We start from the raw sequence: 13955 nt of genomic DNA, 5'->3' as shown, positions 1-13955 counted from the left end.
TCGGAGCCCGTCAGCGACGCGCCGATGATGCCGCTGTCCTTGCCCTTCTGCGACACGGTCAGCCGGTTCTGCAGGTTCTCCACCGTCTTTTCGCGCGACTGCCTCTCCAGAATGAACTGCGTGCCCGGCCTCGCGTTCAGCGCATCGACCCGCAGCGTGATCGCCCCTTCAGGCAGTGTCGTGTCGAGCGTTGCGCCCACGCGGCCCTCGACCGGCTCGCTCAGATCCGACTGCTCCAGCCGGTAGCGCCCGTCCTCCAGAACGGTCAGCACGAACTTCTCGCCTTCGAATGCTTCCGGAACGTTGAAGCTGGACACCTTGACCGATTCGTTGCCCCACGCATATCCGCCAAATCCAAACAGACCAGGCGAGGAAAGACTTTTGGCCTGCCGCCCCAGCCAGTCGCCGATCAACGGAAAGCGCTTTGGCTTTGCGCTGATATCGAGGTGCAGATCGTCGACGGCCTTGCCGACCACCATTCTCGACTGAATGATTTCCATCTCGGCCGTCGCCTGTGTCTTGACGTCGAACATGCTCGAGACGTCGCCCAGAGGACTCTTTGAATTGTTGGTCGGGATGCTGTCTTCCACCTGCACGAGAATATCGGCCTGGTACACCGACGGCGCGATAAACGCGTATGCCACGCCCAGGGCGAGCACGCTGCCGGCGATTCCACCGACCAGCCAGCGGTTGGCCATCAGTACGTCGAAATAACGTGAGAGACTCACATCGTTATTGCGAACCACAGCGGCATTCGTAAGGAGAGAGTTCTGATTCATCGAAACCCCAGGGCGGGTGTACGAAAAGGGTAGAAGCTGGACTTAAGATGCAGGCGATACGGACCCGCCGCCTGCTCGAATCAAATCGTCTTATCGTCTACAAAGCTTCCGCCGGACCTGGCGCAGACTTCTAATTTTTCGGCATCGGATATATTGCGCCGGCAGACAGACATCGAGTTATTCATATCAGACGCAACCGCAGCCTATCTGACGGCTTGCCGCACCTCCGTACGCTGCCGCACGTTGTCACTTTTCAGCCCAACGTGCTAGGGCCTGGTCACGAAATGCCAGAGCGCCGCACACTCGCTATCCGATATCCGGTAGTGAGGCATGGCTTTGCGCAACAACACGTTGGCTGGGTCGATGCCTTCCCTCAGCGCCCTGCAGAACGTTGCCTGATCGTAACTGCTCGCCGGACCGTCCCTTCGACTCTTCGCAGGAAACAGGGTGCGGGCGGTCAACGGTGGTGCGAATGCGTCGGCCGCGCCGGTTTGCGAATGGCAGTTCGCGCAACGGGTAGTCGAGCCGGGCAGCAGATGATCGTCGTCGCGCAATTGCGCCGCGACCGAACGCTGCCCGTTGAAGATCGCGCACCCGAGATCCTTCGGCTCGCAAAGCGGCGCGGCGTGCGCAACACACATGATGCTCGCCAACCCCAGCATCAGCGCCACACGCGCCGCGGTTCGCCGTGACAGTATTGCCATCACTGGATCTGCACCGTGCGCGAAACGCTCGGCACGCCCTTCGCGTTCAGGCCAAACAGCATGTAGTAGCCGGGCACCACGACACCCGGATCGGAAGGAATATTGATCAGATATTCACCCGCCGTTCCTACCGTGAAAGTCACGGGCACCCGACGCTGCTCGTTGTTGACCGCGTGTGTCGAAGAAGACAGGCGCATCAACGCAAAGGCCGTGATGCCACTGCTGCCCGTTACGGCGATCGATGTCCCGAGCTGTGCTGTGGTCGGCGCGGCTGTGAGGGTCGGTCGGGTTGCCGCCGAGCCGTCCGCGTTCAGTAGGTACGGCGGAGTCAGTATTTCGAGGTTCGTATGATTTGTCGAGCAACTTCCGCACAGTCCACCACCGCCGCTCAGTACGCGACCGTCCGGCAACAGCAGTCCGATGCTGTGATAGTTACGCGGCACGGCTTGCGGCGGGAGCACCGAGAAAGTCTTGGTGGTAGGGTCCCACAGCTCTGGCGCCAGCACGGCGGTGTCGTCCGAAAACGTTACCGGGTATGCCTCTCCACCTAAGACCACCACCTGACCGTTCGGCAAGACCACGCTGGTGTTAAAGGCGCGGCGATAATTCATCGGCGTAAGCGTTTGCGTCACCGCGGTGCCGCTACTGATGTCGATTAGCGTGGCGTTCGCAGTCGCATTGGCATACTCGTAGCTCGTCGCACCGCCTACAGCCAGGATCTTGCCAATATCGTACATAACCGCGTTGCCGTTCATCGCATCGGTATCGCTGCCCCGGTTGCCGGCAGGCGTCACGTTGCCCGCGCCGGCGGTATCGAACCAGTGCATGGCAACGCTCGGACCGGCGTGGAAGACTCGCCCATTTGCCACCGCAAACAGCCATGCATGATTGTCGGAGCGGAAAATGCCGGCCGCGTCATTCGTGAGGATGTAGTCGGCGAGAATGGCGCTGTTGACCTGCCAACCCGTACTCGGTGACCAGGTTTCGCCGGTCTTGCCGCCTTCGCCTCCGTTCCACGAACCACCCACCTGGAATACGTTGCCATTGCTCAACGTCACGCTGCCCTGATAGGCGCGCGCAATCTTCATTAGAGGACCTGATGACCATTGTCCAGTGGAAGGCGTGTAGAAGCTCGTCTCGTCGCTGCTCGAGCCACCGGTGACGTAAATACGACCATCCGGAAGATTGACGATGCCAGGGCAGAACATATCGTGGCCGGTATTCGTCACGTACACCTGTTTGCTGGTGCCGGTAGTCGGGTTGAAGATTGCGGTGTACGTGTTGCCGGGGGTGACTTCGCCAGCCGTAAAGTTCAGCTTCTGGTCAGCGGACCACAGTACCACCGTTCCATCGGGGAGATTCGCCGCAGCAGCCGGCACGATCGACAGGTTATAGGGTGTCGTCCACTTCGCCGGCAATGTTTTCGCGGTCATGCCGCTGATCTGCCACGTCTGCAGCGGGCCGCCGCTGCAAGGCTGCTGCGTGATCTGCGAGCCCTGCGCGGTGAGACCCGCAATCGCCAGACACAAGTTACTCTGCGACGCAACGATTGCAAAGCCGCCACCTTGCGGTATCAGCTGAAAGCTTTGATTCGGCTGGCCGTTGCAGTTCCACTGGTCGGCCCCAGCACCCGCGTCCGTGCTTACCCCATAGATGTCGAGGCAAAGATTGCTGTTGACGTTGACGAACTGATAAAGCCCGTTGTTTTGCGTCACTGTCCAAAGCTCGTTATTCTGACCATTGCAGGTCCACTCGATGACCGAGGCGCCAGGCGTTGTCGAAATGGCGCTCACATCGGCGCACAAGCTCGTGCCGTTAATGGTGATCGTGCTCGATGTCTGCGCGTCCGCCGTCGCGGAGAACATTGAAAGCACCGGCAAGAATGCAATTAGCAGCAATGCTTTCATGCATCTGTCGAATAACTGCGACATGAACCTAAGCGATCTTTTTCGTGACATGTTCTCAGTCCAATAAATTACACACGCCCTAATGCACCCAGTACCTCGCAAACTTGATCCGCGCGGGGCAGATCATCGCTTCGCCAGCGCAGCATTGCGTTAGCGTCGAAGCAGTAGATTTGGGTCGAGTGATCGGCAATGTTGCCGAGTGGCAAGGTGCTGCCCGAAAGCGCTGTGCGCATCCGGTCGACGTCCTGCAACGTCGGCGTGGCCGCCCGCCATTCGGGTCCGGCCTGGAAGCGCTTGAGCCATGCGTGCAGCGCGGGCGGCGAGTCGGAAAGCGGATCGATTCCAATCGACACCAACTGAACGGGATAGCCATGCTGCAACTGCGATATCCGTTGCTGAACGGTGCTGAACAGCGCACCTTGCAAAGGACAAACTGAACTGCATCCTGTGTAAATCGTCTGCAACGCAGTTACTTTCCGATGCAACAGGTCGGTTAGCAGCTGCTTCTGGCCGCTTTGATCGATCACCCAGTAGTCGTCGAGACGAATAGGCGGCGTGACGAGTCCCACGCTTGCGTGCTGCGCATATAGCGGAAAGGAAATGCCGGCTAACGCCGCCGCCGATACGCCACGCAGCAGCGCACGACGACTCGGGTTCCGGACCGGCGTGCACGCACGCAACGCCGCGCGACTCGGCGGTTGTTGATGAAACATGAACATGATCTCCCGCAACGTGTAACGATCTTCAGAACTATTCGTCGCCGTCTTTTATTGCGTGTTACCCGCGCGGCAAATACGCATACGTCGCGCGACGGCTACGTTCGCTCTCTGGCGAATCATCGGTACTGGTGAGCGTATCAGGGAACCTTCCTGAAAATGACAGTGTCTGTCCCGCGACTTGCTGCGTTTTGTGAGGTCGGCCACATAACCATGAACATCCAAAAACTGTGCATTTGGAAGACCCGAGCAAAGCTCTTTCTTTGACTTGCAGATCTCGAGTTTGCGCGCTGAATCACCGAATGCGGTAGAGATGGAGAAGTGTTTCGCTGGCGCTATGTGTCAGTCTGCGCCCTGGCTCGCGGTGTTCTCTTTATTTCAAAAACTCAAAGGCGAACCGTTGCGAAAATTCGCATTTCGCGATTTATTTAATGCGATCAGGGCAGTGCCACCAAAATTCCTCGACGGATGGTCTCTCTTTCTAAAACCATACTAATGAATTCAATTAGGTTTTCAGCCGCCAAGAACTAAACATTGGCAGAAAAGAGGTGCCCACCCCTGTCCGTAGGCGCCAGGTAACAACTTTGTAACGGTTCTCCTGCTGTTGGGTGAATTCATCGGGAGAGCGTGGGAACGCGTCTGGATAAGCGTGGGAAGGGAGGCAGGGCACCTTACCGATAGGCGTCCATATCACAAATTTCGTTGTTACGCTTAGTTACGACCGCCGAGGCAATTTTTGTTCCATTTCTGTATCATTCGTTTCGTCAGATCAGTCAGGGAAAACCTAGGTCGATTTTGATTCGATCAGTATAACTTCGCAATTTGCGACGAATCACCGAATCCTCCTTTTTGAACGATGAAATTGGTTTTCCGCGCATCGCATTAAATCTGAGGATTAAATTCAATTAATGCACGACGCGAGTCCGGCAACGGGCGCCCTTGACAAAAGCGGATCATTAGTTAGTTGTACTCCGTGTTGTTGCGTAATTATTCGTGGCGACGTCCTTATCACGCGAACGTTGTTCGTTTTAGCGGCCAAGGTTCATCGGCCTTGATAGACAGATGTCCTCTTTCAGCAGACTCTCTCCAAGACTAAAGCCATCATTTCGTCAACTTCCTCAGATCGCAAAAACTGTTTCAGTGCTTGCATTTACCGCAGGAATTCTGAGCCTTGCAGGTTGCGGCGGTGAAACAAGCGATGATGGCAGCACGCAGTCCGTGACTGCCAACTCCTCCCTCTCTGCCAACGCAGTTGCGAACGCGACTACGAATGCGTACAGCAACGGCGTAGTGCCCACCGATAACGGTTCGCCGCCGGTTCAGGCGAACGGTCAGCCTTATAACCGCGCCCAGGTGCAACGGGCGGGACAAGGCGATTGAGCCGTTTCGCGACGATCAATACGAAAGCCGCATATCCCGCGCAAGGCCATTTGCAATCGTGACGTCAGCGACAGTTGACTCACGTGTTCGACGTGTTTGCGTTACGTGTGCCATCGCTTCAGGAACTGATGCTCATCGGCAAACGTAACGCCAACGTTCTCAGTCCATTCCCCGTCAGTAGCAATTTATAGCTAATCCATGAAAATCAGACTCTGCTCCTTATTCACCGTTTTAGCCTTGTTGTGCGGGCAATCGATGCCAGCGTTCTCCAAGTCGTTCTCCAGGTCACATTGGGGCAACACCAACACCACATCGACAACCGCAGCCGCCCCCACATCCACGCCAGCCACCACGTCCACCACGTCCACCGCAGCGACCACCGCGACCACCGCAAGCGCCGCGGCCACGCTGCAGCCGCCCCCCACCGGAAGCGGAAACGACCGGTTTGCAATGGACGTGAACTGCAATCTCTGGAGCGGGGATCAGACGGCGCTCAACGAATGCTCAAAAGACCTGGATCTGATTGCCGGATTGGGCGTCGGTACGGTTCGCCTCGGTGTTTCGTGGGACTTCATGACACTGGCCGATGGCAGCACGCTGGACCCCAATAAGGTGGCCTTTCTGAAGGCGCTTCTGAACGCCGCACGCACGCGCGGCATGAAGATTCTTTTCGAGGTGGGCATGTACGCGCCGTCTAGCGCATACCAATGCTCGGCCACCCAGAATCCGCCGAGCGGATCGTCGCCGCGACTCGACTTCTGCGACGCAACGTTCACGAAGTATCTCGGCTCGCTGATGGACGTCGTTCTGCCCTTCACGGCCGATATCGAACTGTTCAATGAGACCAACTGGTCGTTCTCGGCTTCGGACCCGTCTTACGGCGATCCGAACGGTATCTCCGGCTACATTCTGAATCGCAGCAAGACGCTCTATTCGGAAACCAAGCAGGTCCTGAACACGAAGAGCCAGTCGGGCTACAAAACGGTTCTGCATACTCAGGGCATCTCGTACTTCTACAACTCGGCGTATCCGAATAACGGCTGGCTACCGCCCGCAGGCAACCAACTGATCCAGGCGACCGACTACATCAATGCCATGGGCAACAACACGAAGAGTGCTTCCAGCCCGTTGAACACCACGATCGACGTCGTCGACGTTCACCCGTACTTCGGCAGCGCCGAGTACGACACGCTGGTGCAGGCATTCGTGACTACCGTGTCGAACCTCGTGAGCAGCGGTGCGAAGCCGATCTGGCTGACCGAGACCAACAATGGCACCAACGGTACGGACGCCGGACAAACGGCCGCGTTCAATCAGTTGAAGATTCTGATGAACAACGGTTCGGTGGCAAAGGCGTTCTGGTATGTCGTGCGTAACGGCGATCCGAGCAATGGCGAGGGTGACGGCTACTCGATCTACGACTACAACCGTAACCTGATTCGCCCGCAGCTTGCAGCCGCGATTCAGGCCTACACGGCAACCATTCCGAGTTCGGAACGTTTCCTGTCGGGTTCTTATCTGACTCCGATCAAGTAAGCCTGCCCGTGTAGCCCATGAATGAAGGGAGCGCCGACTATGGCGCTCCCTTCTTCTTTTTGCCGTTTGGATACGCCCTGCGTGCGATCGCTCACGCCAGGCGGCGAACTCGTCCGGCAGCGGACGAGTCAACTCAGCGCCGTGCCTTTCTTCTTTTCTTCGGCTTCGGTTGCGTGAGTGCGGCGCTCCAAAACGCGGAGGCCGCGCGTTTGGCCGCCGCCGTCGTTCGTACCCGCGCCGAGTTGGCGACGGTATTCGCGCCGCTTAGCCACATGCTCAGGAACGGGTTCTTCCTGGTCCAGGGATTTTTCATGTCAGCCTCGATTGAACGAGTGTCAAGCGGGCATGCAATGGCTATTCCCGAACATTCGTAGCCTCTTCGCTCTACTATCGCATCGCTCGCCCAGCAGGACGCTGCGGCAAAAAAATCACGCACAGGGCCATGAACGAAACCAGAATCACCGATGCATAGAGTCGGCTGATCTCGAGCCCACCTTGAGAAACGGGTTTGTCGAGCAGATCTCCCAAGGTCGCGCCGAGCGGACGCGTCAGGATGAACGCTGCCCAGAAAATGGCGGTCCGCGACAGCCGCGACCAGTAATACAGCGCGCCGACGATCAGCAGACCTGCACCGAAGATCAAAGCGCCGTTCTCATAGCCAAGCCCCAGTCCACCTTCGTCCGATCCCGCCACCCAATCGCCCAACGCCGTACCCAGTGTCTGCGAAAAGAGGATCGTCACCCAATAGAACCACTCGGCTCTCGGCGTGGTTACGCTCTGCACTGACACCGTACCTTCCGATTTGTACCAGATGCCCAGGCTCGCAAGCAGAAGCGCGAATACGATCATGACACCGCCAGGATAGCCAACTCCCACGGATCGATCGAAGAAGTCGGCCAAGGTGGTACCGAGCGTGGTCGTTGCGACGATGGTCGCCCAATAAAGCGTGGCATTGAACCGCTCCGCCCTGATCTGCCCTGCGACCAGCGCAATAAAAATAACTGCAAAAATCCCGGTGCCGATCAGATAACCCAATTTGAGCGACATGGTCACCCAATCGCCGCCCGTTTCACCAAGTGTCGTGGCGGCGATTTTGATGATCCAGAAGCCCAGCGTGATCTGAGGGACTTTGCTGACTGCATGCGCGCGAATTTCCGATTGGCTGCTATTCATGTGAGGTGCTCACTATTCTGGTAGCTTGAACATAGGCTCAACCATCGCAGAACAACTCTTAACAGAGCCTTAAGCATTCCCGCAGAAGTTTCAACGCAGTTCCAGCCACATCGGCTGATGATCGGACGAGCGGCTGTGCGGATCGACATCGCACGACGCAATGCGTGTGCCCAGGTCTTGCGTGACGAAAACGAAATCGCACGCGAATGGTCCGTCGGGCCATTGCTCGTGATCGTATAGGCCGACCGTCGCAGCCCGCGGCTCGCCGGGGTGCGCGCGGGCCCACGCATCGACGAAGGTCGGCGCGTCGGCGATCGGTTCGAGCATCCGGCAAAACGCGGTGTCTTCGAACGCGCTGTTGAAGTCCCCGCAGACAACCGCGCTGAGCGGACGCGCCGTATCGGCAAACGGGCTGTCCGGCTTTTCACCACGCGCGGGAAAGTGCGCGTGATTGCATGCTTCCTGATGCAACTCGCGCAGTCTCGCCACTTGCGCGAGCCGCTGTTTCTCCGAATAGAACTCGAGGTGCGTGCTGATGACACGAATCGGACCGACGTCGGCTTCGAGCACCGCTTCGAGCGCGACGCGCAGCATCGACGGCTTGGCGGGATCGGCAGGCCACGGCAGCGAATGGCGCAGCACCTGACGAACCGGTAAGCGGGTCACGATGGCATTACCGAACTGCCGCCGATGACGGCTCGCGCCCAGCGACGGCAGATCGGAGCCGATCGCATCGAGCACGGTCATTTCCGGAAGCAGAGCGGCAAGTTCGGCGAACTGATCGGACGACGGCGCGCCTTTCAATCCGCCTGCAGCCGGTGCTTCATTAAAGCCGCGGGTGACCTCCTGCAGACACAGCACGTCGAAGTCGCACAACGCGCGTGCTTCCCGCACGATCCGGCCGAGGTCGACGCGGCCGTCGACACCGCAGCCCCACTGAATATTCCAGTCGACCAGTTTCATGATGGCCTCCTTGAAAGATCCGACTATCGGTCATCGCTGCGCCTGGCGCTGTTACGGAAACAATTTCCGACAGAGCGATTTCAACCCGTATTACGCATTGTGATGAGCGATCGCCGGGTCACCGAAAGTTAGCGATGAAATCGCGGAGTAAAAATTGTCAGTGAAAGTAAGCGCCAAAAAATGCCGTGCACGCGATGAATTATGCTGATACTCATCGGCGACCGGCTCAATTTCTTTAGAAAATAATGAATAGCTTCGATTTATCCATCGAAACATATCTATCCAACATACATTTCAGTCATTTCGCGACGCTATCCATACAAGCCATCGACAACCTGTACACCTTCAAAGGTCTCGTACTCGTTCCCGTGCTGTGGTGGATGTGGTTTCAGCAAGACGAGTGCCGCGAATGGCGGCGAGAAATGGTTCTCGCGACGGTTGCCAGCGGCCTCGCGGCGCTCTTCGTCGGAAGAGTGCTGACTCACTGGTTGCCGTTCCGGGTGCGCCCCGTCTATGACCCCGAACTGCATCTGAGCTTCGCCAGCGGCGATATCAAGGACGCAGTGCTGACTAACTGGAGTTCCTTCCCGAGCGATCACGCGATGCTATGGATGGCGGTCGCCACCGGCATTTTCCTCGTGTGGCGGGGCATCGGTGTGCTGGCGCTTCTCTATACCGCGCTGTTCATTTGTCTTCCGCGCGCCTATCTCGGCTTTCACTATCCGACCGATTTGCTGGTGGGCGCCGCGGTGGGGATCACGATCACCTTGATCATGACGCGCGACGCGATCCGCACGCGCTACGCGACCCCGGTGCTGCGATGGATGGACCGCCACCCGGGGCCCGCTGCGACGCTAGCCTTTATTCTGTGCCTCCAACTCGTCACGCAGTTCGATGAACTGCGCAGGCTCGCGAGCGGCATATTGAAACATCTATGATGCAACGTAGCGCGCTTCGTTCAGATCCGACAGTAGCGTGGGACCGGTCGGTCGCCAGCCCAAACGCGCTTGCGTCTGCGCGCTCGATGCCGGCATATCGAGCGCGGCGAAAATCGCCATCCATCCGAAGTACGCCTGCGCTTCGCCGCGCGCGATCGAGACGACCGGCAACTTCAGGCCGCGCCCCAGCGCTTCGGCGATCTCTCGTGCACTAACACCCTCTTCGCCGACCGCGTGATAGCGCGCACCGCGTTCGCCCTTCTCGATCGCAAGCCGGTACAGCCGCACCACATCCGACAGATGCCCGGCCGGCCAGCGATTAAGTCCTTCCTCCACATATGCGCACACGCCTTTGTCCCGAGCGATCTGGATGAGCGGCGTGATGAGGCCTTGCCTGTATGGGTTATGCACTTGCGGCAAGCGCATCACCGACACGTTGACGCCGTCCTCCAGTAGCGCATTGCCGGCCAGCTCGGAGCCGATGCGAGGGTTCGGGTGATTGGTGTTGAACACGTCCTCGGCGGCCGGCTGCCCGTTATCCCGGCTGCCGACGCCCGTGCCTGAGGTGATCAGAAGCGGCCGATCCGAGCCCGCCAGCGCCGAGCCAAGTGCTGCGATCGCGCGCTTGTCCTTGTCGCAGTTCTCCACGAAGTGCGAGAAGTCGTGATCGAAAGCAAGGTGTATGACGGCGTCGGCCTTCGCGGCGCCGCTGCGCAGGCTGTCGGTGTCTTCGAGCGTGCCGCGATGCACCTCCGCGCCCGCTGCGACGAGCGCCTGCGCGCCCTGATCGGAGCGGGTCATGCCGATCACGTGATGTCCGGCTTCGATAAGTTCGGGCACCAAAGCCGAGCCGATAAACCCGGTTGCGCCTGTCAGAAAGATTCGCATGGTCAAGTCTCCAGAATAGCCACCGACGCACTATGCGATCATTCGCTATGCTATTGAAGTAGTGAGCTTATCCCGGTAAAGCGACTAACAGGTTAATCGTCCAGTGAACACCGCCCAATCCCTCGGAGACTTTCTGCGCAGCCGCCGCATGCGGCTCGATCCGGCCAGCTTCGGCTTCTCGGGCCGCAGGCGTACGCCCGGCTTGCGTCGGGAAGAAGTCGCGCAGCGCGCGAATATCAGTTCGACCTGGTACACCTGGCTCGAGCAGGGCCGCGGCGGCGCGCCGTCCGCCGCGGTGCTGGAGCGCATCTGCGCGGCGCTGATGCTGACCAACGCGGAGCGCGAACATCTGTTCATGCTGGGCCTCGGGCGCCCCCCGGAAGTGCGCTACCGCTCCACCGACGCAGTTGACCCGCGCTTGCAGCGCGTGCTCGATTCGCTCGAGGCGAGCCCGTCGATCATCAAGACCGCGACGTGGGACGTGGTCGCATGGAATCGTGCGGCAGCCGTCGTGCTGACCGACTACAGCGCGCTGCCGCCGGGGCAGCGCAACATCCTGCGCTTCCTGTTCGGCGATCCCGACGCCCGCGCAAAACAGCATGACTGGGAGAGCGTCGCCCGCTCCGTCGTAGGGACGTTCCGCGCGGACGTTGCACGCGCGGGGCTCGCCTCCGAGGTGGGCGATCTGGTCGACGATCTGTGTCGCGAGAGCCCCGACTTCGAACGCATGTGGCGCGAAAACCAGGTATTCGGCCACAGCGAAGGACAGCATGTTAAGCGCATGCTGCATCCTGCGTTTGGGACCATCGAAATGGAATATTCACTGTTCGCCGTCGATGGCCGGCCAGACCTGAGCATGCTCGTCTACGCCCCGCTCGACGCGCGAATCGCCAGGCGCATCCGTAGCGCCGTTTCGGCGATGGACGAGACTGACAGCGCCGCGCCCCTCAGCACTGCATGATCGGTTTCGACGGTCAAGCGCGGCCGCCGGATCGCGCTTCGGCCCACAAATTGCTCGTACGGCATCGCACAACCTTCGTGTAAAAAAATGCCTGAGCAAAAGAGGGAGCAACGCGACGATTCGTCGTCTCACCGCCAGCGCGGCGGCACGCTCGTGCTAGCCGCACTGGGTGTCGTATTCGGCGACATCGGCACGAGTCCCATCTACGCGTTGCGCCAAGCCGCCATCGAAACCGGTTCGATCGACGTGCAGGTCGTGATGGGCACGCTGTCGATGATCGTGTGGGCCGTCGTCATCGTCGTCATACTCAAGTACGCGTGGTACGTGTTGGCCGCCGACAATGAAGGCGAAGGCGGCATCATCGCACTGACGGCGCTGGTCCGATCGGGCTATGAGGACGAAGGGCGGCGGGTGCCACGTGCGCTGCTGCTCGCGGGACTCTTTGGCGCCGCGATGTTCTATGGCGATTCGATGGTAACGCCGGCCGTATCCGTGCTGTCGGCCGTCGAGGGACTGAGCGAGATCAGTCCATCTTTCGATCCATGGGTCGTGCCGATCGCGGCAGCCATCCTGATCGCGCTCTTTTCGTTTCAGCGACGTGGCAGCTCGGTGGTCGGGCGTGCATTCGGTCCCGTGATGGCCGTGTGGTTTCTGTCTCTTGCCTCGGTCGGGCTGTATCGGGTCGCGCAACATCCCGTCGTGTTGCATGCGCTATCGCCGCGATGGGCCGTATCGCTGATGATCGGCCATCCCCGCATCGCATTCACGATTCTCGCCGCCGTGATTCTCGCGCTGACCGGAGCCGAGGCCCTGTATGCCGACATCGGTCACTTCGGACGCCGCCCGATCCGTATTGCGCTCTTCGCGATCGTGTTTCCGTCGATCATCATCGGCTACTTCGGGCAGGCAGCAACCCTGTTGTTCGTGCCCGGCTCTTTTCACCAGCCGTTCTTCCACGCTGCGCCGTCGTGGGCGCTCGTGCCGAGCGTCATCATCGCGATGCTCGCGACGATCATCGCTTCGCAAGCGGTGATTTCAGGCGCATTTTCAATGACGAGTCAGGCGATCGAACTGGGCTTTCTGCCGCGCCTGCGGGTCGTCGAAACGTCAACAGAGCGGCGCGGACAGGTCTATTCGCCCGCCGTCAACCTGATCCTCTTCGTGGCGGTGCTGTTTCTCGTCCTGGCGTTTCGAAGCTCGTCGAACCTGACTTCGGCGTACGGCATCGCAGTCGCACTGACGATGCTGATCACCACGATCCAGATGATCAGCGTATCGCGCAACGTCTGGCATTGGCCCCGCTACGGCGTGGCGCTCGTGAGCGCGCCATTGCTCGTCGTCGACGTAACGCTGGTGTCCGCGAACGTGCCGAAAATCGCTTCCGGCGGCTGGTTTCCTGTCGCCGTCGGGCTGATTCTTTTCGTGCTGATGTCGACATGGAATCGCGGACGCGAGATTGCCGCAACCCATGCGAACGAAGCCGATGCGCTCGACGCGTTCCTGCGCGACGCGCTAGCCGGTCCCGAACCCCCGGCTCGCGTGCCAGGCACCGCGGTTTATCCGGGCAACGCATCGGGCAAGACACCGGCGACATTCAGGAGCAACATCCGCCACAACCGCGTGCTGCACGAGACGACGATTTTCTTCGCCAACATATCGGAGTCGGCGCCGCGTATCGATGACGAAACGCGCATCGACGTGCGAGACCTCGGCAACGGATGCTTCGAGATCATTGCGCATCATGGGTTCGTCGAGCGCCCCAACCTGCCGCGACTGCTTGAATCGCTGGCGGGTCGGTTCGATGGCTGGCACTACGATCCCAGGCACACCACGTTTTTCCTGCCGCGCGATGAAGTCATCAAGGGACGTACGCACGGCAGCATGACGCGCTGGCGCGAGGCGCTGTTCGGACAGATGGCGTTTCATTCCACGCCCAGCGCGGAATACTATGGGCTTCGAGCGGAAGACGTCGTTGAACTTGGCATTCAGGTGGCGCTTTGAACCGGTGAG

14 protein-coding genes are annotated in these 13955 nt (G+C 59.4%); 6 read left to right on the top strand and 8 right to left on the bottom strand.

What is annotated here, in order from left to right; translation table 11 throughout:
* From AB3X95_RS28960 to AB3X95_RS28945, 4 genes are all read right to left on the bottom strand, one after another.
* A partial coding sequence (locus AB3X95_RS28960) for a Wzz/FepE/Etk N-terminal domain-containing protein (RefSeq protein WP_368623222.1) occupies nt 1–779 on the bottom strand: 779 nt, incomplete at its 3' end.
* A gap of 266 nt (nt 780–1045) precedes the next feature.
* The gene (locus AB3X95_RS28955; protein WP_368623221.1) at nt 1046–1483 is read right to left on the bottom strand and encodes a hypothetical protein; all 438 of its coding nucleotides are present in this window, start codon (nt 1481–1483) and stop codon (nt 1046–1048) included.
* The gene (locus tag AB3X95_RS28950) at nt 1483–3390 is read right to left on the bottom strand and encodes an RICIN domain-containing protein (protein ID WP_368623220.1); all 1908 of its coding nucleotides are present in this window, start codon (nt 3388–3390) and stop codon (nt 1483–1485) included. Before AB3X95_RS28950 ends, AB3X95_RS28955 begins: the two co-directional genes overlap by 1 nt.
* A 68-nt stretch (nt 3391–3458) precedes the next feature.
* Nucleotides 3459–4103, bottom strand: a complete 645-nt coding sequence (locus AB3X95_RS28945) for an SCO family protein (RefSeq protein WP_176123596.1) — start codon at nt 4101–4103, stop codon at nt 3459–3461.
* A 1065-nt stretch (nt 4104–5168) separates the two neighbouring features.
* Here AB3X95_RS28945 and AB3X95_RS28940 point away from each other — a divergent pair.
* A complete protein-coding gene (locus tag AB3X95_RS28940) occupies nt 5169–5486 on the top strand; it encodes a hypothetical protein (RefSeq protein WP_176123597.1) in 318 nt (105 codons plus the stop codon).
* Between the two features lie 191 nt (nt 5487–5677).
* Here AB3X95_RS28940 and AB3X95_RS28935 read toward each other — a convergent pair whose 3' ends face one another.
* Nucleotides 5678–5893: a hypothetical protein gene (locus AB3X95_RS28935; protein ID WP_368623219.1), complete on the bottom strand. Its 216-nt coding sequence runs from the start codon at nt 5891–5893 to the stop codon at nt 5678–5680.
* 43 nt (nt 5894–5936) lie between these two features.
* Between AB3X95_RS28935 and AB3X95_RS28930 the strand changes: the two genes are divergently transcribed.
* The gene (locus AB3X95_RS28930; protein WP_368623218.1) at nt 5937–7022 is read left to right on the top strand and encodes a glycosyl hydrolase; all 1086 of its coding nucleotides are present in this window, start codon (nt 5937–5939) and stop codon (nt 7020–7022) included.
* A gap of 17 nt (nt 7023–7039) precedes the next feature.
* Nucleotides 7040–7396, top strand: coding sequence for a hypothetical protein (locus AB3X95_RS28925; RefSeq protein WP_368623217.1), 357 nt, complete (start codon nt 7040–7042; stop codon nt 7394–7396).
* A 13-nt stretch (nt 7397–7409) separates the two neighbouring features.
* On the opposite strand, the gene AB3X95_RS28920 is transcribed toward AB3X95_RS28925, so the two are convergent.
* Entirely contained in the window at nt 7410–8195 is a 786-nt protein-coding gene (locus AB3X95_RS28920) for a hypothetical protein (protein ID WP_176123601.1), read from the bottom strand.
* Nucleotides 8196–8285: 90 nt separating this feature from the next.
* Nucleotides 8286–9158, bottom strand: coding sequence for an endonuclease/exonuclease/phosphatase family protein (locus tag AB3X95_RS28915; RefSeq protein ID WP_176111780.1), 873 nt, complete (start codon nt 9156–9158; stop codon nt 8286–8288).
* Nucleotides 9159–9403: 245 nt separating this feature from the next.
* Between AB3X95_RS28915 and AB3X95_RS28910 the strand changes: the two genes are divergently transcribed.
* Nucleotides 9404–10096 (top strand): phosphatase PAP2 family protein, encoded by a 693-nt coding sequence (locus tag AB3X95_RS28910; protein ID WP_176123603.1) that lies wholly within the window; start codon nt 9404–9406, stop codon nt 10094–10096.
* On the opposite strand, the gene AB3X95_RS28905 is transcribed toward AB3X95_RS28910, so the two are convergent.
* Nucleotides 10091–10984, bottom strand: coding sequence for an SDR family oxidoreductase (locus AB3X95_RS28905; protein WP_368623216.1), 894 nt, complete (start codon nt 10982–10984; stop codon nt 10091–10093). The two genes, AB3X95_RS28910 and AB3X95_RS28905, sit on opposite strands and share 6 nt — an antisense overlap.
* Before the next feature lie 103 nt (nt 10985–11087).
* Here AB3X95_RS28905 and AB3X95_RS28900 point away from each other — a divergent pair, with 103 nt between their 5' ends.
* Nucleotides 11088–11945 (top strand): helix-turn-helix transcriptional regulator, encoded by an 858-nt coding sequence (locus AB3X95_RS28900; RefSeq protein WP_368623215.1) that lies wholly within the window; start codon nt 11088–11090, stop codon nt 11943–11945.
* Nucleotides 11946–12032: 87 nt separating this feature from the next.
* Nucleotides 12033–13946 carry a potassium transporter Kup gene (locus tag AB3X95_RS28895; protein WP_368623214.1) on the top strand — a complete coding sequence of 638 codons (1914 nt, stop codon included), beginning with the start codon at nt 12033–12035 and terminating at the stop codon, nt 13944–13946.
* Nucleotides 13947–13955: the final 9 nt, after the last annotated feature.

The organism is Paraburkholderia sp. BR13444 (assembly GCF_040948755.1).
GTDB classification, from domain to species: Bacteria; Pseudomonadota; Gammaproteobacteria; order Burkholderiales; family Burkholderiaceae; genus Paraburkholderia; species Paraburkholderia youngii.
This window is presented reverse-complemented; position numbering and strand designations above follow the sequence as displayed.

Coding starts and splice junctions, on each gene's coding strand:
- AB3X95_RS28945 (WP_176123596.1), bottom strand. CDS start 4,103: ATGTTTCATCAACAACCGCCGAGTCGCGCGGCGTTGCGTGCGTGCACG.
- AB3X95_RS28925 (WP_368623217.1), top strand. CDS start 7,040: ATGAATGAAGGGAGCGCCGACTATGGCGCTCCCTTCTTCTTTTTGCCG.
- AB3X95_RS28950 (WP_368623220.1), bottom strand. CDS start 3,390: ATGAAAGCATTGCTGCTAATTGCATTCTTGCCGGTGCTTTCAATGTTC.
- AB3X95_RS28920 (WP_176123601.1), bottom strand. CDS start 8,195: ATGAATAGCAGCCAATCGGAAATTCGCGCGCATGCAGTCAGCAAAGTC.
- AB3X95_RS28910 (WP_176123603.1), top strand. CDS start 9,404: ATGAATAGCTTCGATTTATCCATCGAAACATATCTATCCAACATACAT.
- AB3X95_RS28895 (WP_368623214.1), top strand. CDS start 12,033: ATGCCTGAGCAAAAGAGGGAGCAACGCGACGATTCGTCGTCTCACCGC.
- AB3X95_RS28940 (WP_176123597.1), top strand. CDS start 5,169: ATGTCCTCTTTCAGCAGACTCTCTCCAAGACTAAAGCCATCATTTCGT.
- AB3X95_RS28955 (WP_368623221.1), bottom strand. CDS start 1,483: ATGGCAATACTGTCACGGCGAACCGCGGCGCGTGTGGCGCTGATGCTG.
- AB3X95_RS28905 (WP_368623216.1), bottom strand. CDS start 10,984: ATGCGAATCTTTCTGACAGGCGCAACCGGGTTTATCGGCTCGGCTTTG.
- AB3X95_RS28930 (WP_368623218.1), top strand. CDS start 5,937: ATGGACGTGAACTGCAATCTCTGGAGCGGGGATCAGACGGCGCTCAAC.
- AB3X95_RS28915 (WP_176111780.1), bottom strand. CDS start 9,158: ATGAAACTGGTCGACTGGAATATTCAGTGGGGCTGCGGTGTCGACGGC.